General features: G+C 41.9%; 16 protein-coding genes and 1 pseudogene. 10 read left to right on the top strand and 7 right to left on the bottom strand.

The features are described from left to right. Positions 1 to 82: 82 nt before the first annotated feature. Together V7K61_RS13580 and V7K61_RS13575 are read right to left on the bottom strand one after the other, a co-directional pair. Positions 83 to 940 (bottom strand): DUF3598 family protein, encoded by an 858-nt coding sequence (locus tag V7K61_RS13580; RefSeq protein ID WP_335053792.1) that lies wholly within the window; start codon positions 938 to 940, stop codon positions 83 to 85. A gap of 487 nt (positions 941 to 1,427) precedes the next feature. After that, the gene (locus tag V7K61_RS13575) at positions 1,428 to 2,330 is read right to left on the bottom strand and encodes a cell division protein FtsX (RefSeq protein WP_335053791.1); all 903 of its coding nucleotides are present in this window, start codon (positions 2,328 to 2,330) and stop codon (positions 1,428 to 1,430) included. A 363-nt stretch (positions 2,331 to 2,693) separates the two neighbouring features. On the opposite strand from V7K61_RS13575, the gene V7K61_RS13570 reads away from it, so the two are divergent. The 3 genes from V7K61_RS13570 to V7K61_RS13560 all read left to right on the top strand — a co-directional run bounded on the left by V7K61_RS13570 (position 2,694) and on the right by V7K61_RS13560 (position 4,240). After that, positions 2,694 to 2,981 (top strand): Mo-dependent nitrogenase C-terminal domain-containing protein, encoded by a 288-nt coding sequence (locus tag V7K61_RS13570; RefSeq protein WP_335053790.1) that lies wholly within the window; start codon positions 2,694 to 2,696, stop codon positions 2,979 to 2,981. A 480-nt stretch (positions 2,982 to 3,461) separates the two neighbouring features. Further along, positions 3,462 to 4,025: a peptide deformylase gene (def, locus tag V7K61_RS13565; protein WP_335053789.1), complete on the top strand. Its 564-nt coding sequence runs from the start codon at positions 3,462 to 3,464 to the stop codon at positions 4,023 to 4,025. Positions 4,026 to 4,036: 11 nt separating this feature from the next. Then, positions 4,037 to 4,240: a hypothetical protein gene (locus tag V7K61_RS13560; protein WP_289798204.1), complete on the top strand. Its 204-nt coding sequence runs from the start codon at positions 4,037 to 4,039 to the stop codon at positions 4,238 to 4,240. A 63-nt stretch (positions 4,241 to 4,303) separates the two neighbouring features. On the opposite strand, the gene V7K61_RS13555 is transcribed toward V7K61_RS13560, so the two are convergent. The 4 genes from V7K61_RS13555 to V7K61_RS13540 all read right to left on the bottom strand — a co-directional run bounded on the left by V7K61_RS13555 (position 4,304) and on the right by V7K61_RS13540 (position 13,810). After that, positions 4,304 to 7,831: an NB-ARC domain-containing protein gene (locus V7K61_RS13555; protein ID WP_335053788.1), complete on the bottom strand. Its 3,528-nt coding sequence runs from the start codon at positions 7,829 to 7,831 to the stop codon at positions 4,304 to 4,306. A gap of 285 nt (positions 7,832 to 8,116) precedes the next feature. Next, positions 8,117 to 9,463: an efflux RND transporter periplasmic adaptor subunit gene (locus tag V7K61_RS13550; protein WP_335053787.1), complete on the bottom strand. Its 1,347-nt coding sequence runs from the start codon at positions 9,461 to 9,463 to the stop codon at positions 8,117 to 8,119. A gap of 362 nt (positions 9,464 to 9,825) precedes the next feature. Further along, entirely contained in the window at positions 9,826 to 13,236 is a 3,411-nt protein-coding gene (locus tag V7K61_RS13545; RefSeq protein WP_335053786.1) for an efflux RND transporter permease subunit, read from the bottom strand. Between the two features lie 43 nt (positions 13,237 to 13,279). Beyond that, positions 13,280 to 13,810 carry a PadR family transcriptional regulator gene (locus tag V7K61_RS13540; RefSeq protein WP_335053785.1) on the bottom strand — a complete coding sequence of 177 codons (531 nt, stop codon included), beginning with the start codon at positions 13,808 to 13,810 and terminating at the stop codon, positions 13,280 to 13,282. Between the two features lie 749 nt (positions 13,811 to 14,559). Between V7K61_RS13540 and V7K61_RS13535 the strand changes: the two genes are divergently transcribed. From V7K61_RS13535 to V7K61_RS13525, 3 genes are all read left to right on the top strand, one after another. Beyond that, complete coding sequence (locus tag V7K61_RS13535) at positions 14,560 to 14,799, top strand: hypothetical protein (RefSeq protein WP_335053784.1); 240 nt, start codon at positions 14,560 to 14,562, stop codon at positions 14,797 to 14,799. A gap of 82 nt (positions 14,800 to 14,881) precedes the next feature. Then, positions 14,882 to 15,106, top strand: coding sequence for a hypothetical protein (locus V7K61_RS13530; RefSeq protein ID WP_335053783.1), 225 nt, complete (start codon positions 14,882 to 14,884; stop codon positions 15,104 to 15,106). Positions 15,107 to 15,301: 195 nt separating this feature from the next. Then, positions 15,302 to 16,120: a PD-(D/E)XK nuclease family protein gene (locus V7K61_RS13525; protein WP_335053782.1), complete on the top strand. Its 819-nt coding sequence runs from the start codon at positions 15,302 to 15,304 to the stop codon at positions 16,118 to 16,120. Positions 16,121 to 16,182: 62 nt separating this feature from the next. Here the strand turns inward: V7K61_RS13525 and V7K61_RS13520 are convergent, their stop codons facing one another. Further along, positions 16,183 to 16,716: a hypothetical protein gene (locus tag V7K61_RS13520; RefSeq protein WP_335053781.1), complete on the bottom strand. Its 534-nt coding sequence runs from the start codon at positions 16,714 to 16,716 to the stop codon at positions 16,183 to 16,185. Positions 16,717 to 16,849: 133 nt separating this feature from the next. On the opposite strand from V7K61_RS13520, the gene V7K61_RS13515 reads away from it, so the two are divergent. From V7K61_RS13515 to V7K61_RS13500, 4 genes and pseudogenes are all read left to right on the top strand, one after another. Beyond that, positions 16,850 to 17,491: a GNAT family N-acetyltransferase gene (locus tag V7K61_RS13515; protein WP_335053780.1), complete on the top strand. Its 642-nt coding sequence runs from the start codon at positions 16,850 to 16,852 to the stop codon at positions 17,489 to 17,491. 178 nt (positions 17,492 to 17,669) lie between these two features. After that, a complete protein-coding gene (locus tag V7K61_RS13510) occupies positions 17,670 to 19,697 on the top strand; it encodes an amylo-alpha-1,6-glucosidase (RefSeq protein WP_335053779.1) in 2,028 nt (675 codons plus the stop codon). A gap of 65 nt (positions 19,698 to 19,762) precedes the next feature. Further along, positions 19,763 to 20,112, top strand: a pseudogene (locus V7K61_RS13505) (MGH1-like glycoside hydrolase domain-containing protein); the annotation flags it as partial. A gap of 439 nt (positions 20,113 to 20,551) precedes the next feature. Further along, positions 20,552 to 21,985 (top strand): sensor histidine kinase, encoded by a 1,434-nt coding sequence (locus tag V7K61_RS13500; protein ID WP_335053778.1) that lies wholly within the window; start codon positions 20,552 to 20,554, stop codon positions 21,983 to 21,985. The last annotated feature ends 380 nt before the right edge of the window (positions 21,986 to 22,365 follow it).

Genomic DNA, 22,365 nt, shown 5'->3' with positions numbered 1-22,365 from the left:
CGTAAGTATCGCTATAAAATTAAGCCTTATTACTACAGGTTATTTGCAAAACAAACTAATTGTCAAACAATATACACATTTACTAAATGTAATCAGTAAAAATACTTTTTTCTTCGGTAACTAACGTTAGACTAACCCATTCGCCTTTCTCGTTGTAGCTGCGAATCATCCGTTGGCGCAGGTTTGGCTGGATTAACCAACCCACTTCCAGAAAAAATGGTTGACGTAACTGCACTTTGAGAGGTGAAGTTGCAGAAGCACCATCTGGTAAAAATAATACTTGCACCTGCTTTTGTGGGTCTTGGTCAAAGAGAACAATGGGGCCTTTGATGGTAGCAGTTGAGGTAATTGTGCGTAGACGCGAAGCGGCTTGTCGCGAGACATCGCCAAAAGATGTATTTTGAATTAATCGCCCAGTATCATCTAGTTGTAATTTTAAGGTTGTAGAGTAAGTATCAGGCGATCGCAAATCTGGATACATTGTCACTGCTTGACCTTGCCATTCTCCCAACAAATCATTTATCTGTAAAGTTGAACGTTCTGTTGCTGGGGTTCCAGCTAGATGTTCTCGAATTAAAATTAATTCCTTTAGTTGACCAGTATTATCAAATAGTTGCACCAGACGCAAGCGGCGATTTTCATGAACCAAAGCGAGTTCTCCACCAAATTCGGAAAATGGCCCTAGCTGAATTAAACCTTCTGAAAAGGAACCATTTTCAAAAAATAGTAGACTCCGCCCCAGAGAACTATATTCTTTAACTAAATCATCTCGTCCAGAACGGCATAGAGTTAAACGCACTGTCTGGTTATTGTTCAAACCTTCTAAAGAAAGACGACTAGGAGTATGATTCAAAAGTGTTCCTTGGGGAGAAAAATTAGTAAATGAACCTTCCCAAATACCAAGATTCTGCAAAAAACATTCCCATTGTGATTTTGTCATTAGTCATTAGTCCTTTGTCATTAGTCATTAGTCCTTTGTCATTAGTCATTGGTCATTGGTTATTGGTCATTTGATTAGCCCTGATAAGTTGATATGTAGGTTTAATTTCATATTCGTTCAAGCAAAATTTCAGTTATTAGACCTCTTGCAAAAGTCCCTAACACCCCACCCCCAACTCCTCCCCGCTCTTCAGGAGGGGAGACAAAGCGTAGCTTTGGCGGGGTGGGGTTCTTTCTTATTTTTGATTTATGCAAGAGGTCTATTCTTTTAAAATTTTGAAAATTTCGAGTTCAGAGGTCAAAGTTCCGAGTTCAGAAGTCGAAGTTCAGAGGTCGAAGTTCCGAGTTCAGAGGTCAAAGTTCTGAGTTCAGAAGTCGAAGTTCCGAGTTCAGAGGTCGAAGTTCCAAGTTCAGAGGTCAAAGTTCCAAGCTCAGAGGTCAAATTTCCAATGACAAAGGACAAATGACCAATGACAAAGGACTAATGACTATCCTTTAGCAAAACTTCGGACAGCAAATAAGCTCCCCATTAATCCTACACCTGCACCGAAACTCAAAAGAATCAGGGGCAATAATAAAATTTCTGCTGGAGTGAGTTGCACTCTGTTGGTGATGACTTGGATAAACTCAGGTTGATTGACTAGCAACTTACCGAGAAACTGTTGAATCACAGAAATGAAACTCCAAGCGATCGCACCACCAACCAAACCAAAGGCAATTCCTTGTAAAATAAACGGCAGGTAAATCCAAACAGAAGTTGCTCCCACTAGTTGCATAATTTCAATTTCCTGGCGACGCGCCATGACAATCAGCCTAATTGTGGTGGTAGTCACTGCGATCGCTGTTAAAGTCAGAATCATCGTAATTGTTAAAGTAATCCAGTTCAGACCCCGATGCAACTGGGCAATGCGTTTAACGGCTTCATCGACATACTGCACCGTCTCAACTCCTCGTAATTTAGCCAACTGTGTTGCTAAGGTTGGTACAACTTGAGAATTACGTGCTTTTACCTTCATCTCATCAACCAGAGGATTCTCACCTAACTGCTGGGTAGCACCCTCAATATCAGAAATTCTCATTTCCTTAACTAACTTAGTCCAAGCTTGTTCTTTAGTAATGGTTTTTATCGCCGCCACCTCTGGCATTTTTGCGATTAGTGGCTCAATACTTTCGATTTGCGTATCTGGTTCGAGATAAACTGATACTTCTAGCTGGCTACCAAACTGATAGAGAAGTTTTTCAACTTGCCAAGAGGTTTGCAAACTCAAGCCGAATAAAAACAGTAACACCGTCACAGTACTGACAGCAGCCCAATTCATCCAACCTCCCCGCAGTAAACCGAGGAAAGTTTCTTTCAGCAGATAGTCAAGTTTCGTGAAAGATTTAAACACACATCACCTCAAAATTTGAACTTAACGCCAAAGCACTAAGTTCAGCTTTTGCGTCTTTGCATCAATAACACCACTATTTATAGTCAATGGTGCAAAGTTTGCCAATATATCAGCTTTTATCTATTGCTACTTTCTTCTTCTGTCCTTCTGCTGCCTTGACCATTTACTCGATCTTTATGCCATTTGCCATCTAACAGTTATTGATAATAATTGACTAGCTGTTCTGGTTTCTCAGCAATTCTACTGTTCTTTAAACTGACCTCAAAAAAGTGGGAAAATAGTTTGGTATTTATACGATGTTTTTCTCTGGAGATCGTAGTAATTTGATAGGGAGAAACAGATTGATTGAAGGAAAGTTAAACCATGAACTTCTTGAATAAAGCCAATTTGGACAATAGCTTATTAAACCAGATCCGCTATCAGCTTGAGTCCGTAGAAATACATAATTCTAATCTGGCCAGACTATTGTGCAAAATCATTCCTTCTAATTGCCCTTTTGAAAGAACTGTTAAAATTTTCGGTCGGACTCTGCTTCGCATTCCACCTTTATGTAAATTGAACCCTCTTTACGAACAGATAGTTACTCTTCGTTTTAAGTGTTTATTATATTTAGTCAATGAATGTGGTGAAGATGCTAGAAAATATTGTTAAACATAGGTTTACATCAACAAAGAATAGATTGATAAAATCTTTTTACTAAGAAAAATTGTAGAGAAATTATAGTTGCAATCAGATGTCAATCAGAAATAGACTGGTGAACGACTGACAATCAATTTCACCTTTAAAAGTACTGTTTAATGATGTCAGCCTCGATAAAAGGATCGCTCCAAGTATGGTGCAACGTGACTTCACAATAATTATTTTGGAGATTGGTACTACGTCTAAGGGGATGTTTAAAAAGTATTATTGCTAACAATACAACCTCGGAGAACTAACCCCCTAGCAAACCTTAATGACTATAAAATAAGGGTTTCACAGCCTCTCACTCTTGGCATCAGTCTGCCGTTAGGCAAGCAAAAAGAGGAATGGCAGATGGGTTTTTGGTATACTCCAGGACTTTTTAAACATCCTCTAACTGAGATTGATAGAATGAAAATAGTAGGAATTTTCACCATCTAGCCATCGAGACTCATGCCCTCTGAAATTGCTGTCGAGAAAAAAAAGTTAAAAAATCCACCTTTGGAACTTCATTATTTAGGCGATCGCGTGCTGCGTCAAGCTGCAAAGCGGATTTCTAAAGTTGATGACGAACTTCGCCAAATAGTGCGCGAAATGCTGCAAACTATGTACAGCAATGATGGCATTGGTTTGGCTGCGCCCCAAGTAGGAATTCACAAACAATTAATTGTCATCGACCTGGAACCAGAGAACGCAGCTAATCAGCCTTTGGTGTTGATTAACCCCACCATTAAACAAGTCAGCCGCGACCTCTCGGTTGCCCAAGAAGGATGCTTGAGCATTCCCAACGTATTCCTAGACGTGAAGCGCCCCGAAGTCGTAGAAATTGCCTATAAAGACGAGTACGGTCGTCCTCGGACATTAAAGGCTAATGACCTCCTGGGACGCTGCATTCAGCACGAGATGGATCACCTTAACGGCGTGGTATTTGTAGACCGTGTGGAAAACTCCTTGACTTTAGCCCAGGAGCTATCTAAGAATGGCTTCTCGTATCAAGCGGTGAAACCAATAGCATAGGGGGGGCAATAGTGTATTTAACTCCAAAAAGCAGTTTATTTCTGGGTGGTTCTTGTGTAAGTGCGATCGCCGCCGTTGGTTCGATTTTTGAACTCGGTTACGGACAACCAGATTTTGGTGTCACAGCCACGGCAATTATCCTGGTATTAAGCATTCCACTCACAGGATTATTTTTCTTTGCCGCAGTTAAGGACGCAAGGGCTAACATGAAATAAGCATCAGGTACATAAAAAAGGTAAAAGGATGAAGGAAAAAGGCAAAATTCATTCTTTTACCTTTTATTTTTGCTCTCCATTTTCCACTGCCCCTAAAGCTTTTAGCGTTACTAGCTGCGCTGCGGTTAATCCTGTAACCCCGGTAATATTCATTTTTTCATAGGGTCGTGGCGATCGCAGTGTTCTTACACACTCACCTGTCGATACATCCCAAAGCTTAATTGTCTCATCTTGGCTACCACAAATCAGGGTTTGACCATCGGGACTAAAGGCAACTGACTTTACCCAATTAGCCCCATGCAAGGTTTTCAGGCACTTGCCATTAGAGACATCCCATAATTTTATCGTTTGGTCTTCACTGGCACTAGCTAAAATTTGACCATCGGGACTAAAGGCAACTGACCAGATTCGATTAGTATGTTCTTGCAAAGTTGTGAAGCACTTGCCCATGAAAACATCCCATAACTTCACAGTTTGGTCATCACTACCACTAGCTAAAGTCTGACCATCTGGGCTGAAAGTAACTGACCTGATGCGATTGCTATGCCCCTCCAAAATTTGGAGACATTTTCCTGTATAAATATCCCATAACCTCACTCTTTGGTTTTCACTGCCACTAGCTAAAGTTTGGCCATCGGGACTAAAGGCAACCGATCTTACCCAACTGGTATGCCCTTTCAAGGTTTGGAGACACTTTCCGGTGTAGATATCCCATAATTTCACCGTTTGGTCGTCACTGCCGCTAGCTAAAATTTCACCATTTGGACTAAAAGCAACTGACCTAATTCGATTGGTATGTTCCTGCAATTTTTTCAGGCATTGCCCCGTCTGAACATCCCATAATTTAATTGTTTGCTTTTCACTGCCGCTAGCTAAAATTTGACCATCAGGACTGAAGGCAATTGACCGTACCCAACTGTTATGCCCTTCCAAAATTTTGAGAAACTTATCGTTACGGACATCCCATAATTTCACTGTTTGCTTTTCACTGCCACTAGCTAAAATTTGACCATCGGGACTGAAGGCAACTGACCTGACTCGATTGCTATGCCCCTGCAAGGTTGTCAAAGACTTACCATCCTGGACATTCCATAACTTCACTGTTTGGTTTTCACTACCACTAGCTAAAGTTTGACCATCGGGACTGAAAGCAACTGACCTGACCCGATTGGTATGCCCCTGGAAGGTTTTCAGACATTTACCATCACGAACATCCCATAATTTCACGGTTTGGTCGTCACCACCGCTAGCTAAAGTTTGACCATCGGGACTAAAGGCAACCGACCAAACCCGATTGGTATGTCCCTGGAAGGTTTTCAGACATTTACCATCACGAACATCCCATAATTTCACGGTTTGGTCGTCACTGCCAGTAGCTAAAATTTCACCATCGGGACTAAAAGCAACTGACCTTACCCAACTGCTATGTCCCTGCAAAATTTTCAGATATTTACCATCACGAACATCCCATAACTTCACTGTTTGCTTTTCACTGCAACTAGCTAAAGTTTCACCATCGGGACTGAAGGCAACTGACATAATTCGATTGGTATTTTCCTGCAAAGTTATCAGACATTTGCCGATGTGGACATTCCATAACTTGATTGTTTGGTCTTCACTGCCACTAGCTAAAGTTTGACCATCGGGACTAAAGGCAACTGACCTGACCCAATTGCTATGTCCGTGCAAGGTTTTCAGACATTTACCATCACGAAGATCCCATAATTTCACTGTTTGGTCATCACTGCCACTAGCTAAAGTTTGACCATCGGGACTGAAGGCAACTGATTTTACCCAACTGCTATGTCCAATACAGGTAAAAAGTAGCTTTCCATCGTCAACTTGCCACAAGTAAGTCTTACCATCAGCATCACCCGTAGCCAAAAGTTTTCCATCCGGGCTAAATGCAACTGACGAAATACTAACTAATGTTTCTGCAAAAACGCATTTAGCTAAATCGGTATTGGCAAAATTTACCCGATGCAAATTTACACTTTGTAAATATGCTTGCCAAATAGTCAGATTTGAAAAGTCATAGCCGCTAAAATCAGTTTGCAATTGACAAAGAATATTTAACAGATTTCCACCCGCATATCCTGCTGTTTGGGGAGTTTGTCGCAGGGATAATAAAATTTGATATAGATGATGTTCAATATTTTTAGCATATCTAAAAATAGTTGATAGCCTATCTATAATTGGTTTAATAATCAGGGTAATCTGAGTATTTCTAATATAATCTTTGGCCGTAGCTTCCATTAAAGCATGGCTGATAAATAGTCTAATATTAAGAGTGGTAATTTCGTGACAAACCTGTTCAATAAGTTGGTCGGTCATGTATTCCATCACCACAGACTGGAGGGTGAAAAGTGCTGTTCTTTGTTCAATTAGCGATCGCCTCCGTAGAGATTCTAGCGCTTCCATCACTTCCCTTTTGGTCAAGGGACGCACAATATCATTGAGCAATTCGTCTAGAGAAACTAACTCGCGCTTGATTGCTAGCCAATAAATTATTTCTTTTTCGATCTCTGACAAGCGCTCAAATTGCTGGTCTAGTAAATTTCGGGTATCACCAAAAATGATCTCTCCTTCAGCCAGAAAAGCAGCAATATTACCACCAAATAACTCCCGAATTGGCTCAGAAACCAGCTTTAAAGCCAAAGGATTACCTGAGTACTTCTCAACTAGCTTGGCCCATTCTTGTGGTGAACCAAATAATCCTTTATCTTGGAGAATTTTTTGCCCTTCAGTTTCTCCTAAGCCGATTAACGATAATGTTCTAACTGGTGATGCTTCTCCCTCTAAAGGAGCAAATTCTTTTGGTTTTTCGCGAGATGTCAGCACCAAACAGCTTTGATGCGGTTCTTCCCCTACTCGACTAAGTAGTTGACCATAATCTTCATATTCTTGTCTATAGTGTCCGGCGCGATCGCCTTCTTGTAAAATTGTCTCTGTGTTATCAAATACCACAAGACAACGATGCTCTCGTAAATAATTAATCAGCAGCGTTACTCTACCATCTACGCTTTCTGGCAAATCTGTTTCTCTCTGATCAGATAAAAACCCGATCAGGTTTGCCAACATCTCTGCAATCGGTGGCGCATTGCGGAGACTCCGCCAAATCAAATACTCAAAATTCTCCTGAACTTCCTTTGCCAATTTCACAGATAAAGCAGTTTTGCCGATTCCGCCCATTCCCAATATTGCCACTAATTGGCAGTTATCCTTAATGAGCCACTGCGTTAGCTGAGACAATTCTGCTATGCGTCCATGAAAAAAGCAGACACCAGGCGCTTCACCCCAATCTTGACGGTTTTGGGTAATGGATTTCTCATTGTGTGAAGATGCTTGATACTCAGATTCTATAACTTGCTGTAACTTAGTGAGCTTACCTGGGCCGCTACCAGTAACATTAAATTTCTTGTAAACTTCACTTAATCTTTTGCGTACTGCCTCGGCGCTGATTGACAATTTTTTAGCGATCGCATTTGGCGATTGTCCCTCAACAGCATATAAAAACACCTCGATCTCGCTGCTAGACAAGCACCGTTTTTCGGCAAAAGCCAAAAGAACGTTTTCGGGAATCACACTCATACTCACACAAAGACAAACTACAAACCAATGTTATCTCACATAGTGAGATAACATTACAGACATTTATTGCTCTGGGAATGCTTTCTTGGGCTTTATCGTTCTTTTTCTGACGAGGTACGCGATCGCGCCAATGAGTTTAGTGTACCTCACATAAACAGTGCTGAGTGCTGAGTTTAGGAGTTAGGAGTTAGGAGTTACTATTATTCCCCCTGCTCCCCTGCTCCCCTGCTCCCCTGCTCCCCTGCTCCCCTGCTCCCTCCCTTATCCCAACCATAATTAGCCGACCTACTTTGTTGGTGCAACTGGCTGCACGCGCAAACCCTCTGTCTCATCAACCGTAGGAGTGGCAATCAGCAATTCATTTCCTGTCAGACCTGATGTAATTTCTACTTCAGTACCATAATCTCGCCCAACAGCAACTTTTTGATAATGCACTGTTTTATCTTTGGTTACAGTTGCTACCTGCGTACCTCCGCCATTAACGACTAAAACACTATCTGGCACAACAAAGGGAGGGTTGGTGCGGTTAATGGCAAATCTGACATTGGCATACATCCCAGGCCGCAGCGTCGCGTCCGAATTATGTACTTCTAATTGTGTCAGTAAAGTGCGAGTAGTTGGATCTATGGCGTTGCTAGTACGCACTACTTTACCCGTAAACACTCGTTGGGGTAACTCTCTAACTGTAATTTGTGCTGTTTGTCCAGTTTGAAGTGACTGCGATAAACTCTGTGGAACACTCACGTTTACTTTTAGATTGTCATAAGCGGCAATAGTATAAAGGCTGCTATTGCTAGTGTTAGTGTTGCTGGTACTGGTGTTGCCATTACCTGCTGAAATTAAAACACCTGTATTGACATTACGTGCAGTAATTACTCCTGCGAAAGGAGCAGTGACTTTCTTATAAGACTGCAATACGGTATTACGCTGGAAGTTTGCTTGACTGGCGTAGGCGTTAGCTTGTGCTGCTTTGATGTTGGCAGAATCAGAATTAATAGTGTTTTGTGCTGCCTCAACGCTGGCAAGATTAGCTTGATATGTAGCATATTTTGTATCTGCATCTTGTTGAGGTACTGCACCTTCCTTGACAAGAACTTGCCAGCGCTGCCAACTCTGACGCGCTATCAACAGATTAGCGCGGGCTTGCTTCAAATCAGAAATACTTTTAGCTAAATTAGCACGAGTTTGAGATACATTGGCTTGTGCTTGCACTACCTCTGCCTTCGCTTGCAGAACTTGCTGATCGGTGTCTGGTGAATCAATCTCCGCCAACAACTGACCGGCTCGGACGCGATCGCCAATATCTGCATACCACCGCCGTAAATACCCAGTACTGCGAGCGTAGATGGTCGTTTGATTCAGGGCTACAACATTCCCAGGTAGTTCCACTTTCGTAGCACCAGTAGCGCGGCGGGGAACGATCACATTTACTGAGGGTACTGTGCTTGCTTCCTTGACTGCTGCTTGTAATTCTGACTTTTGGCCCAATCGGGGTAGAATGCCGATAGCCAGTAAGCTACCAAAAAAAACAACACCAATTACAGCCCAACCAATTCCACCGATGCCGCGTTTTTGTTTTCTAGAAGTCGTTTGTTGTTCAGAATCAGGAGATGGACGATGCTGAGAATCCATAAGTAAACTGTCCTGTATTATCTAAAAAAGCAGAAATTTAGCAGCTAGAGTCATTACCTTATTAGACTTCTTGCAGAAGTGGGATAAGGGGTAGGGAGTAAAGGGGAAAGCGGCTCAGAATAAAACCTTTCCCCTACGGTGTACACACAAGTTGTTGACCTGCACCTTAATTGCATTGACCTGCACCTTTGTTGCATTGACCTGCACCTTTGTTGCATTGACCTGCACCTTTGTTGCATCGACCTGCATCTTAATTGCATTGACCTGCATCTTAATTGCATCAACTTGCAAAAATGAATTTACCCTACGTTACGTAGTAACTTTAAAAGATTTATGTGTACACCGTAGCTCCTAAAATATATCTATGACTTGCCTTGAGATGATGACAACGAGTAGGCTGTCTTTGGATCTGAGAAATTTAAATCGTCATCATCTTCATCAATAGGACGAGGTGGTTGACGCCGCATAATGCTATATACAACAGGTACAAAGATCAGAGTCGCCACTGTTGCCGCTGACAAGCCACCGATTACAGCGCGACCCAAGGGCGCATTCTGTTCACCACCTTCACCAAGACCAAGAGACATTGGCACCATCCCAATCAGCATGGCTAAGGCAGTCATCAACACTGGACGCAACCTTGTATAGCCTGCCGCTAGGGCTGCTTTATAGGCATTTTCCCCTTCTACACGTTGCTCGTTAGCAAAAGTAATCATTAAAATACTGTTTGATGTCGCTACACCGATACTCATAATTGCACCCATTAACGAAGGGACGCTTAGAGTGGTGCGGGTGACAAACAGCATCCAAATGATCCCTGCTAAGGCACTTGGCAGCGCCATCATAATAATCAGGGGATCGAGCCAAGATTGGAAGTTCACTACCATTAAGCAGTAAACCAACACAATTGCAAACACAAGTCCTAAACCAAGTCCTAAAAAGGAAGAGTTCATCGTTTGCACTTGTCCTCGGATATTAATCTGACTTCCCTTAGGCAATTTTTTCTGATAATCAGCGATGATGCGATTGACATCGCCGGCAACTCCCCCCAGGTCGCGACCAGAGGAGTTAGCGTAGATATCGAAAACTGGCTGAATGTTGTAGTGATTCACAACTTGCATCACTGTGTCGCGTTTGACACTAGCCAAATTACCTAAAAGTTGCGGTGCAGTTTGACCGTTGCCAACTGGCGTATTTTTCAGGCTGTCAATAGAGTCAAGTTTATATTGGGGAACTTGTACAGCCAGGGTGTAACTCACGCCTTTTTTGGGATCGAGCCATTGGTTGATTGCAGCTTGACCGCTTGAACTTAAGGAAGTGAGGACGCTATTGGCAACATCACGCTGGGTCATACCCAATTGTTGAGCCTCGGTGCGATCGACATCAAGACGTAATTTCGGCGCATCGACAACTTGCTGGAGATGTACATCTACAGCCCCAGGAATACGCGTCATCCGCGCGGCGATTTGTTGGGCAATTTCAAAGTTGGCTTTTGAGTTTTTCAGAGGGCCAGATATTTGCACGTCAACAGCAGCAGGCAAACCGAAATTGAGAATTTGAGTCACAATATCAGCCGGCTCAAAAAAGAAAGTGTAGTTGGGAAATGTCGCTTTCAATTTCTGGCGGAGTTCCTTGACGTAAGAAAAAGTTGCACCAGATTCTTTTAGGGAGACAAGAATATCAGCATCAGCCTGTCCAATTGTCGCGCCGTTGTAGCCATAAGTAAGGTTAATGCCACTGGTGGGTAAGCCAATGTTATCCAGAATCAAAGCGAGATTCTCTTTCGGTACAGTCTGGCGGATAACGCCTTCAACTTCGCTGACAATTTTTTCTGTCTGTTCCAAACGAGTACCTGGTAAGGCTCGAACATGGAGGCTAAACTGACCACCATCGACTTCCGGGAAAAAGTCTTGACCGACGAACGGCAACAAAACTCCGGCACTGACGATAAATGCACCAAATAGCACAAAGACTATGTGGCGGTGATTTAATGCTGAGGTCAGAACGTTGTAGTACCAACTGCGAAATTTCTCAAATTGTCGGTTAAATTTTTCGTGTAACCGCCATATCCAATCTTTCTTCACAGATTTGGCAGTTGTCGTTGTTGCTTCTTGTGCCTGGTGGTTATCGCTACCATTATTATTGTGAACTGGCGAATCTATATGATGGTCGCGATTATCATGGATTTCAACTAGTGAAGAATGGCTGTTGTTACCATTATTGTTTTGAACTGGCGAATCTAGATGATGGTTGTTATTACCATTACGATCCTCGTTTTCTCTATGCCAGTCTGCTTCATGTGGTAAAAGATAACTTGCCATTGTCGGTACTACAGTCCGAGATAGCACATAGGAAGCAAGCATCCCAAATACTACCGCCATCGCTAGGGGGACAAATAGGTACTTTGCCACTCCACTGAGAAACACGACCGGCACAAAGACAATACAAATACATAATGTTGCTACAAGTGCGGGAGTGGCGATTTGCTGTGCCCCATCTAAGATTGCTCGCTTGATGGGTTTACCTTGTCCCAGATTTCGGTGGATATTTTCAATTTCCACTGTGGCATCATCTACCAAAATCCCAACAGCTAAGGATAAACCACCTAAGGTCATGATGTTGAAAGTTTGTCCCAAACGACTCATGACAATAATTGAAACTAGCATCGAGAGAGGAATCGATACGGCTACAATTACGGTGCTGCGCCAACTTCCCAGGAAAATCAAAATCATTAGCGCGGTGAGACAGGCTGCAATCAATCCTTCTTTGAGAACGCCTTCAATAGAAGCTTTCACAAATATAGATTGATCGAACAAAAACGCTAGATTCAGTTCTGGAGGCAAGGTGGATTGGATACGAGGCAAAGTTTTTTTGACTCGCTCGATCACATCAATGGTTGAGGCATTCCCACTCTTTAGGATACTCAGTAAGCTCGATCGCCTGCCATTCTGACGGACAATGTTCGATTGCACGCCAAAGCCATCTCTTACCTGCGCGACATCACGAATGGAAATGACAGTACCATTAACTTGCTTAATTGGTAAGTCATTGAGGGCTTCCACCACACTTGGACTATTGTTGATTTGTACGGCGAAGTCGCGATCGCCTATTTTCATATCCCCTGCCGGCAAAACCAGGTTTTGGGCACTGACAGCATTAGTCACATCTTGGGCAGAAATGCCATTAGCCAACATCGCTTGGGGATCGATATCAACCATAATTTGCCGAGGTTTACCACCATAGGGCAGAGGTACACTCGCTCCTTGCACTGTTGCTAATTGGGTACGGACGAAGTTGGTTGCATAGTCGAACAGCGCTTCTTCTGGCAAGGTTTTGCTACTGACACTCATCTGGATAATCGGCACCGAAGAAGCGTTGTATTGAATGATGAATGGCGGTGTAATTCCAGGTGGCAAAGGGCGGAGAATTGTTTGGCTGACAGAGGTAATTTGAGCCACTGCTGAGGCAATATTAGCGTTGGGTTGGAAAAAAACCTTGACGACACTAACACCACTTAAAGATTGCGACTCAATATGTTCGATGTCACCAACGGTTGTTGTCATAGCGCGTTCGCTAATGGTGACAATTCGCTGTGCCATTTCCTCAGATGTGGTACCAGTGTAAGTCCAAACTACGCTGACAACCGGAATGTTAATTGCGGGGAAAATATCAACTGGTGTACTAAATATCGTGACTACACCCAGGATCACAATCATCAAAGCGGCGATCGCGAATGTATACGGAAGACGTAAAGCAATTTTGACGATCCACATAGTTAGTTAGGATACTTCAAAAGTTTTTGGTGTTAAAGCTTTTCTACTGTGGCGTTTGAGCTAATTGCAGTTGTTCTGTTTGGAGTTGCTCAACTAGCCACTCAATCTCCGATTTGATCACTTCAAATGCCCGCCTTTGCACTTTCCCTTGATAAAAATCATTACTAATTTCAACTGCTTTTTTCTCTGCAAGGCGTAACTGACATGACATTAATCGATGTTCAATTAACTGCACTCGTTCTTTGGGTAATAAATGGCTAAAGAAAAAAAATTTGATTAGAAATCGCGATCGCGCATTCACCCAGCTTTCATGAGGATATGCCAACATCTCTTGATACCAAGTGTTTTTGCCGAGGGGTGTAATCTCATATACCTTTCCACAATGTCCACCTTCTTCTCCTTGTTCTGCACATAAAATCACTTCACCTTGTTCTTCCATGCGCTTCAGCAGAGGATAAATCGCGCCATAGTTGACACAAATACTGCAACTCATAAACATCTCTAGTTGCTGTTTGAGCCGATAACCGTTTAATGGTTCTCGCTGTAATAAACCTAATACTGCCAACTTCAGCATTTTGATATATCAATCTGATATGTCGATCAACAATATCAAATTGAGCTTTTTTAGCCAAGTACCCAAGGTTCAATTGTCAGCATTCTTTGTCATGCCTCACGATGCTAGCCGGATAAATTATCTCTGGGGTAGGAGCAAGTGAGACGCCCACCTCACAATAGTTAGTTGAGTATTTTTTATTTGAAAGTCCCTTAGTGCCAAAAGTGAGGATTCATTGGCGTATTTAAACAGGATTTGTAGTATCTTATGCTGTTTAAATAATTTTCTCTACAGTTTACCTTGAGCTAAGTAACTAAGTTACTTGACCTAACACCTAAGTTACCTTATAGTTAGTTTAACAGTAGAAACCACGGTGACTTAGTAAGGTTACGGGTGAATTCAAGAAACTTAGTGAGTAAGACATAAAGGCAAAGACTGGAACTGCAAATTCTAAAAAAGGCAAGTATACAAATTGCCTGTAGGAATTTCGAGAGTTCAATGCGCGTAGTGCGCGTTCTGTGCTGTTACGCGCATTGAACGCCTAATTTTTGATATCCAGATTGCCCTGGTAATTCATCAAAGAGCTTAATTTTTCATGAGCCGCAAATATCAAAACCACCTTTGTTGGTATTCCCACTCCACTCAGGAGTAGGACTTTTGTCTACCTTAACTTGGTGGGAGCAAAGCTGTGGAGATTCGCTGTTTCCTTAGTGTGGTCGGGGGAGCGCAAACTGCTACCTAGATTCAACTTTCAAAACAGGAAAAAAACTATGAAACCCAGTCTCAAAGATAACGATAATCTGTTGTTCAGGTGGTTTTGTATAGGACTCAAATATTTTCTGCTGGCGCTGCTGGGGCTGGGAATAGCCTTTGTTGTGTCTCACACTTTAGGGGCAAATGCGATCGTTGGGATGCTTTTATCCGCAAGTCTACGGTCATGGGTTGCCAAGATAGCGATTTTCCTAGTCTGTCTATTTGCGATCGCCATGATGTTCGAGTCTTGGGGTTGAGACTCATACTGACCATAAATAGCCTTTAGCTGAGTGAAGTTCAGCTAAAGGCTTCGTAATCTTTTCACTTGGAGATCATATCATGCCTAACAACAACAACGGCTCTGGGGTAGAAACACTTTCGCCACTTTTAGTAATCTTAGTGGCAGGGTCAATTTCTTTAGCGATCGTTAACAAAGCTAATCACCCGGCATATTTTGACATCGTTAAAATAGCTATAGCCTACAGCTTTGGCTCAATCAAGTCCCAAGGAAAAACTAAACATTCCAATTACCAGGATGAGGTAGATAAAGACGAGTTGAAATAGCAGATGTAAAGGCAGTAAAAAATACCTGTTTTTTACAGATAGTCTACCAAAGGTGAGTTGCAGATTATACAGCATATTTCAAGTTACTGAAGTACACAACGATTCATCTCAAAGCCAGGTATAAAGCCTGCTTTACTTCTGACTCCTGAATTCTGAATTCTGAATTCTGCTGTAATTTCCTTCTAAAATAGAAGAATGCTGTCAACTCCCACTCAACTACTGCGACTGTCTCAAGGACAACTTAACTTACTAGAAGCTTGTCCGCGTAAATTTCAACATACCTATCTCGAAAAACTCAACTCTCCCTCAAATCCAGAACAAGAAGAACGGCTAACTTTGGGTAGTCGTTTTCACTTGCTAATGCAACAGCGAGAAATGGGTTTGCCAATTGGTAGTTTCCTAGAAGCAGATGCTCAACTACAAAGCTGGATGCTAGGTTTTGCTGATGCAGCGCCAGAAATCTTAACGGCTGCATCAGATAATCAAACTTTCCGTGAAAGCGAACACTACCGCACTCTGCAAGTTCAGGATTATTTGCTGACGGTTGTCTATGATTTATTGATTGCAGATAACCAACAAGCGCAAATTCTCGACTGGAAAACTTATCCGAAACCACCCAATAAACGCAAGTTAGAATCCAACTGGCAAACACGGCTTTATCTATATGTATTAGCAGAAACTAGCGACTATTTGCCAGAAAAAATTTCTATGACTTATTGGTTTGTCCAATCTGAAGGAAAACCGCAAAATATTAAATTTAATTACAGTACTGCTCAACACGCACAAACAGGAAAGAAACTTAATCAACTATTAAGTCAGTTAACTAATTGGCTGGAAAATTACCAAAATAACCAGCAGTTTCCCCAAGTAGTGGAGGGTAGCAAAACCTGTGATTCTTGTCAGTTTGCCAAACGTTGCGATGCCTACGGCGGTAAACTACGCATCCAATCTACTGAAGAAGCAGTGAAAGACTCATTGCCAAGTTTTGACAGTATTCAAGAAGTCTCACTTTGATTTGATCCGCAGGATTGTTTCGCTAAAACAAATTCCTTATATCTTTAGACTCTTGCGTAAAGTCAAAAAGTAATGTAAAGTCCTTTGTCTAAATCTAAAGCATTTGCAAGCATTTTTATTAAAAGAGCTAGATTCGGTAAATACTCTTTTTTTTCATTCAATAACAAACTAAGCAATTCAAAATTATTCTTCACTTGCTCAAGAGATTGAAAATACGACCCCATTTTGCCAGGGTTAAAATAGTTTCCTGGAACGCCGAAACTTTTACCTAACAAGGGAGATATATCTTTATCCAGTTCATTGAGTAACATATCATAGAGAGGCAACCAATCATAACCAAGTCCAATATCACATTGAGGATTATAATACTTGGTAATTGCAAAATCACCATACTGGCTTATGTCATTTGTCTCGATCGTTTCTTTCCAAAAAGAATCTAAAGGTTCGCCTTCATCAGGATATTTCAGGTATGAAAAATTATTTTCGATAAAGGTAATCAAATCGTTGCTTTGGTTAATAACAAGTGCATTGACTAAGATATCAGCCAATTCTTGAAGAAACGTATCGTAATCAAAGACAAATGCTTTATGCTCCATTGACATTTTTTAAAATTCCTTGTCGCCAAAATTTAACATAGTGCTGTTAGCTGACAAAATAAATCTTCTTAAATAGTTGAGAACCCTAAAAGCCCGTAATCATCTATGTAAATAAATCACAACTTCTAAATTTATGTCAAATTTTGATGAAACTGAAGCAATTTATGTGCGCGAATTAGGAATTGATGACATTGCTCCTGTTTACCACTTGGGAGAAAGCTTATTTACCAGCGATTTATACCCTTATTTATACCGCACCTGGGACGAATGGGAGGTAATTGGACTTTACAACACCGATCCAGAATACTGTCTTGTGGCCGAAACAGACGGGGAATTAGCAGGATTCATTTTGGGAACCATTATCACCAAAGCATCCTGGACTTATGGATACATTTTATGGTTGGGAGTTAGTCCAAAGTATCAGCGTCGGGGAGTAGCAGACAAGTTGGTTGATAAAGTCGTCGCCCGGATGATTGAAGATGGGGCGCGGTTCATGTTGGTAGACACTGACCCTACCAATACTTCAGCATTAAAGTTTTTTAGTCGCAAAGGTTTTGGTAATACTCGTCAGCATATTTTCTTGTCGATGAATTTAAGCAAGCACGAATATTATGGCAGATTGATTGATTACGAACACCAAAAAGCTGAAAGAGCCGGTTACAAGCGATCGCGTCCAGCAATTCGTGCCCGGAAAGCTGATAGTGTAGCTAATGAAATCGTTCTCAATCCTCTAGCGAATGAATCTCCAATAACTGAGGAGCAATCTCCAACCTAACAAAAGTGAGGAGTAGCCCTTTCAAGCTGGGTAAAATTTGGGGACGATCTTTTCTCCGTGTTCTCTGTGCCTCTGTGGTTCAATAAATTACTTTCAAACCGTAGATGCATAGAAAACGCAGAGAGAAAAGCATGATAGCGATTGTTAATTTTGAATTTAGAGCAAAGTGGCGTGACTTATGTGTATAGAATTTGGGCGGGAAATCTGCGGCAATCTTGACATTGCAGAATCGCGGGAGTGGTTAGTTAGTAACGGTATTGGTGGTTACGCCTCTGGGACTGTGGCTGGTTTATTGACTCGCCGCTATCACGGATTATTGGTAGCAGCATTGAAACCACCTCTGGGTCGTACCTTAATGGTGGCAAAACTAGATGAAACTGTCCTGTACGATACTCGCTCTTATTCTCTAGACACCAATCGTTGGGCAGATGGTATTGTTAGTCCGCACGGTTATCAAAATATTGAACGTTTTTCTCTGGAAGGTACAATTCCTGTATGGTCTTTTGCTGTTGCTGATGCCTTATTAGAAAAACGGGTGTGGATGCAACAAGGCGCGAACACAACTTATGTTCAATATACTTTGCGTCGTGCCACTCAACCGCTAAAGTTGACGCTCAAAGCAATAGTCAACTACCGCGATTATCACAGTGACACTCAAAGCAATGGTTGGCAGATGTCTGTAGAGGAGGTGGAACAGGGGATTTGTGTAACTGCTTATCCGGGTGCTGTACCACTATATCTACTGAGTGATTCACCTAAAGGCGATGCCTACGGCGGCAAGCTACGCAACCCCTCACGCCCTAGTGTATCTGTTGTCCACGATTGGTATCATGGTTTTGACTTAGCAGTTGAACGCTATCGGGGATTGAGAGATAAAGAAGACCACTTCCACGCCGCCACCTTTGAAGTTACACTGAATCCTGGGGAAGCGATGGCATTTGTAGCCAGCACAGAAAAAGAACCAAATCTCAATGGTGAAGCTGCACTTAAGTTACGTCGCGCTCAAGAGCAGAAGTTAACAGGATTTTGGAAAACTAATCGACCCCTCAAGACTAAGGAATCACCTAGCTGGATCAACCATCTAGTACTCGCTGCTGACCAGTTTCTTGTCGATCGCTCATTGCCAGAAGACCCTTACGGCAAAACCATCATCGCTGGTTATCACTGGTTTAGCGACTGGGGACGCGACACCATGATTAGTCTACCTGGTTTGACAATTTCTACTGGTCGCCCAGAGGTAGCACGCTCAATTCTTCGCACCTTTGCCAGATACGTAGACCAGGGAATGTTACCTAATCGCTTTCCCGATGTGGGTGAGCAACCAGAATATAATACAGTCGATGCCACTCTCTGGTACTTTGAAGCAGTCCGCGCCTACTACAGCGCTACAGACGATGATACTTTGCTAGGTGAACTCTTTCCCATACTTGCAGACATCATTGATTGGCACTCTCGCGGTACACGCTACAACATCCACCTCGATGCCGCCGATGGCTTACTTTATGCAGGCGTTGCAGGCGTACAACTCACCTGGATGGATGCCAAAGTTGACGATTGGGTAGTTACGCCGCGAATTGGCAAACCGATTGAAGTTAACGCCCTCTGGTACAATGCTTTACGGACAATGGCAAAGTTTGCCCGTCAGCTTGGAAAACCACACCAAGAATATGAGGCAATGGCAGAGCGGGCAAAGTATAGATTTTCTCGCTTCTGGAATGAAGAGACAGGTTATTGCTATGACGTTTTAGACAGTCCTGATGGTGATGATGCCGCGTTGCGTCCTAACCAAATATTTGCTGTGTCATTACCAGAAAGTCCGCTCACACCTACGCAGCAAAGGGGTGTGGTTGAGGCTTGCGGGCGATCGCTGCTAACTTCTTATGGGTTGCGATCGCTAGCCCCAGATCATCCTCAGTATCAGGGTAAATACGGTGGCAATCAGTATCAACGGGATGGAGCCTACCACCAGGGAACCGTTTGGGGTTGGTTGTTGGGGCCGTTTGTCTTAGCACACCTGCGCGTCTACAAAAATCCCGAACAGGCTCGTCAATTTTTGGAACCAACGGCTAATCACCTCAACGCACACGGTGTTGGTAGTCTCAGCGAAATTTTTGATGGTGATGCCCCGATGACTCCACGGGGATGCATTGCCCAAGCGTGGACAGTGGCAGAGGTTTTGCGTGCTTGGTTGGCGACAACGAGTTGATGCGAGGAATAACTTAGGACTTAAAGATTGATTTACTAAAGTGCAGATATGCACAGGGCGATCTTATGACAATTTTAACCCAAGAAGAAATTAGATTAGCAGAAGCCCTAACTCACAAAGCCCATTGGCGCAGATGGGGGCCATATTTAAGCGATCGCCAATGGGGAACAGTGCGCGAAGATTACAGTCCCAACGGTACAGCCTGGGACTATTTTACCCACGATCAGGCTCGTTCTCGCGCCTACCGTTGGGGTGAAGATGGCATTTTGGCATTTCTGATAATCATCAACGACTTTGTTTTGCGTAGGCGTAGCCCGTCGTAGACATCGCACTTTGGAATAGCGAAAATTCTATTCTCAAAGAAAGAATTTTTGGTCTAACTGGTAGCGAAGTAAATCATGGGGAAGATGTTAAATTAATCCAGCAATTTGGTGAATATGAAGCACAGTATCAAGAACCAGAAATAGAAAAGGATAAAGACGCGATCGCTTTAACATAACAACATCCAAATCTGATTCTCTCGAAATAGTGAAAAAGGCTTGTTGTTACCACCCCGCCTCGGAATCAATTTTGAGGATTAAAAATTTTAAGGTAATTCTCAGCAGAAATTAATTTAATTACTAGTAAATGCATTTAGATTATTATTAGATAAAAATTCGCGGATTTGAGATGGCAATTAAATAAAAATATTTAGCAATCTTTTTGGAATGGCTGCACTTTTCACTGTAGGTATGCAACAGAAGTAAGTTAAAATCAGCTATAACTAAAGATGTAGCGGTTAACAGTAACTTTACATTTAGCAGTCTGATTTTATTTTTCAAGCCTTATTAAACACCTAAAATGCAACCGAAACAGTGAAGCAAATCATAAAATTTGGGATAAATATAGATCCATTTTCCTTACAATCACGCCTCACGGTTGGTATTGCATCATTTTCCGCTTTAGTATTAGGTAGCCTTGCTACATGGACTAGTTGGAAAATGCAGCAAATTTTAGTTGATAGTCATAAATATAATATAGAACAAATTGCCAAGCGCTTGCCGCAAGATGTGCAAATTTATAGTGAAATGATGCAACCTGAAACTGGGTTGCAAAAGGCTATTAATAATTTAGCAAATACTAACACTCTATTATGGCTAAAAAGTCCCGATCATAAAATTTTAGCAAAATCTACCACTTTGGATTTATTATCTGATACTACGGTAGCTGAATTAATGACCCTGACTAAGATGCCGATTAAACCACAAGTTTACAAAGTGAACCAAAGCTACTTTGTTCTATGTGGTAGTTCTGTACAAGTGCAGGGTAAGTTATTGGGTGAGTTATTTGTAGTCAAGGATATTACTCGCGAACAGAGAATGTTTGTGGTAATGGTGCAGAGTTTAGGTATTACTAGTATTTTGGCAATTATTGTTTTAACTGCTGCGATCGCATTTTATATTAAGCGCTCTCTGCAACCCCTGCGTCAGCTAAATCAAATGGCTTCTGTGATTTCCGCTGAAGATTTAGGACAAGCGCAGCTATATCTTGATAATGCACCCAGTGAAGTTAAAGAATTAGCTCAAACTTTAACCATGCTGTTATCGCGCCTTTCCCAATCATGGGAGCAAGAGCGAGAATTTGTAAGTAATGTTTCTCATGAATTACGCACGCCTTTAACAATTGTACATGGATATTTACAAAGCGTCTTACGAAGGCAGAATAACTTAACCCAAACTCAACAAGAAGCTTTAGAAACTGCGGCATCGGAAGCTGAACGCACTATTCGTCTGCTACAAGATTTACTTGATTTAGCACGTGCAGATAGCGGATACCTATACTTTCAAATGAAATCTTATGTGCTGAATGACTTGGTTGAAGAAGTTGTTATGATGGCAAAAAAATATAGCGATCGCACAATTACAATCGAGTCAGAAATTTATCCAATTGAGATCAAAGCAGATTATAGTCGCTTTAAACAAGTGTTATTAAATTTAATTGATAATGCCATTAAGTATTCTGAGGCTGACACATCCATAATTTTTAAGTTAGATCGGCTTCAAGATCGGGCTATTATTCAAGTTTGTGACAAAGGTTTTGGTATCCCTTTGCAACAGCAAGCACGGATATTTGAGAGATTTTACCGTGTAGATGAATCTCGCTCTCATACTACTGGGGGTTGTGGTTTGGGTTTATCGATTGTTAAGACACTTGTAGAAGGTATGGGAGGCAGTGTCAGTGTGGAATCAAAGTTAGGAGAAGGGAGTATGTTTACAATCAGTTTACCTACATATAGTAGTTCCATCTGATTTGTAAAATTTGCAAGATTCAGATCCCCAGTTTCTTGATTTAATTGCAGACATAGTAAAGATGACAGAGAAACTTGGTGTTGCTGAATTCCAGGATGAAAAGGATTTTGCGTGATTTCAAAACCTTTGTAGATAACTTGCAATGCAACATTTCTACACCAAGATTCATACATCTAATCAGCAATGCCAGAAATTTAAGCATCGGGTAATCTATTTAGAAGTCACCCCGTTTCCTGTGAAAATAAAGGCAGCCCTCGTTTAACTGGCAAAGCAGGTTTGGGTTTATCGATTGTGAAAAACCTAACCGAAGGTTTGGGAGGCAAAATTGCCATCCTTTCAAAGCCAGGTTATGGGTAGCACTTTTATTCTCACATCACCTG

The sequence above is a fragment of the Nostoc sp. genome, from assembly GCF_036918015.1.
Taxonomy (GTDB): Bacteria; Cyanobacteriota; Cyanobacteriia; order Cyanobacteriales; family Nostocaceae; genus Nostoc.
Note: the sequence above shows the minus strand (reverse complement) of the source record. Positions and strands in the feature narration are given on the sequence as shown.

Bases quoted from the DNA above. Each gene is read 5' to 3' on its own strand.
- V7K61_RS13555 (WP_335053788.1), bottom strand. From the start codon at position 7,831: ATGAGTGTGATTCCCGAAAACGTTCTTTTGGCTTTTGCCGAAAAACGG.
- V7K61_RS13570 (WP_335053790.1), top strand. From the start codon at position 2,694: ATGAACTTCTTGAATAAAGCCAATTTGGACAATAGCTTATTAAACCAG.
- V7K61_RS13515 (WP_335053780.1), top strand. From the start codon at position 16,850: ATGTCAAATTTTGATGAAACTGAAGCAATTTATGTGCGCGAATTAGGA.
- V7K61_RS13540 (WP_335053785.1), bottom strand. From the start codon at position 13,810: ATGCTGAAGTTGGCAGTATTAGGTTTATTACAGCGAGAACCATTAAAC.
- V7K61_RS13535 (WP_335053784.1), top strand. From the start codon at position 14,560: ATGAAACCCAGTCTCAAAGATAACGATAATCTGTTGTTCAGGTGGTTT.
- def (WP_335053789.1), top strand. From the start codon at position 3,462: ATGCCCTCTGAAATTGCTGTCGAGAAAAAAAAGTTAAAAAATCCACCT.
- V7K61_RS13525 (WP_335053782.1), top strand. From the start codon at position 15,302: ATGCTGTCAACTCCCACTCAACTACTGCGACTGTCTCAAGGACAACTT.
- V7K61_RS13545 (WP_335053786.1), bottom strand. From the start codon at position 13,236: ATGTGGATCGTCAAAATTGCTTTACGTCTTCCGTATACATTCGCGATC.
- V7K61_RS13530 (WP_335053783.1), top strand. From the start codon at position 14,882: ATGCCTAACAACAACAACGGCTCTGGGGTAGAAACACTTTCGCCACTT.
- V7K61_RS13550 (WP_335053787.1), bottom strand. From the start codon at position 9,463: ATGGATTCTCAGCATCGTCCATCTCCTGATTCTGAACAACAAACGACT.
- V7K61_RS13510 (WP_335053779.1), top strand. From the start codon at position 17,670: ATGTGTATAGAATTTGGGCGGGAAATCTGCGGCAATCTTGACATTGCA.
- V7K61_RS13580 (WP_335053792.1), bottom strand. From the start codon at position 940: ATGACAAAATCACAATGGGAATGTTTTTTGCAGAATCTTGGTATTTGG.
- V7K61_RS13520 (WP_335053781.1), bottom strand. From the start codon at position 16,716: ATGGAGCATAAAGCATTTGTCTTTGATTACGATACGTTTCTTCAAGAA.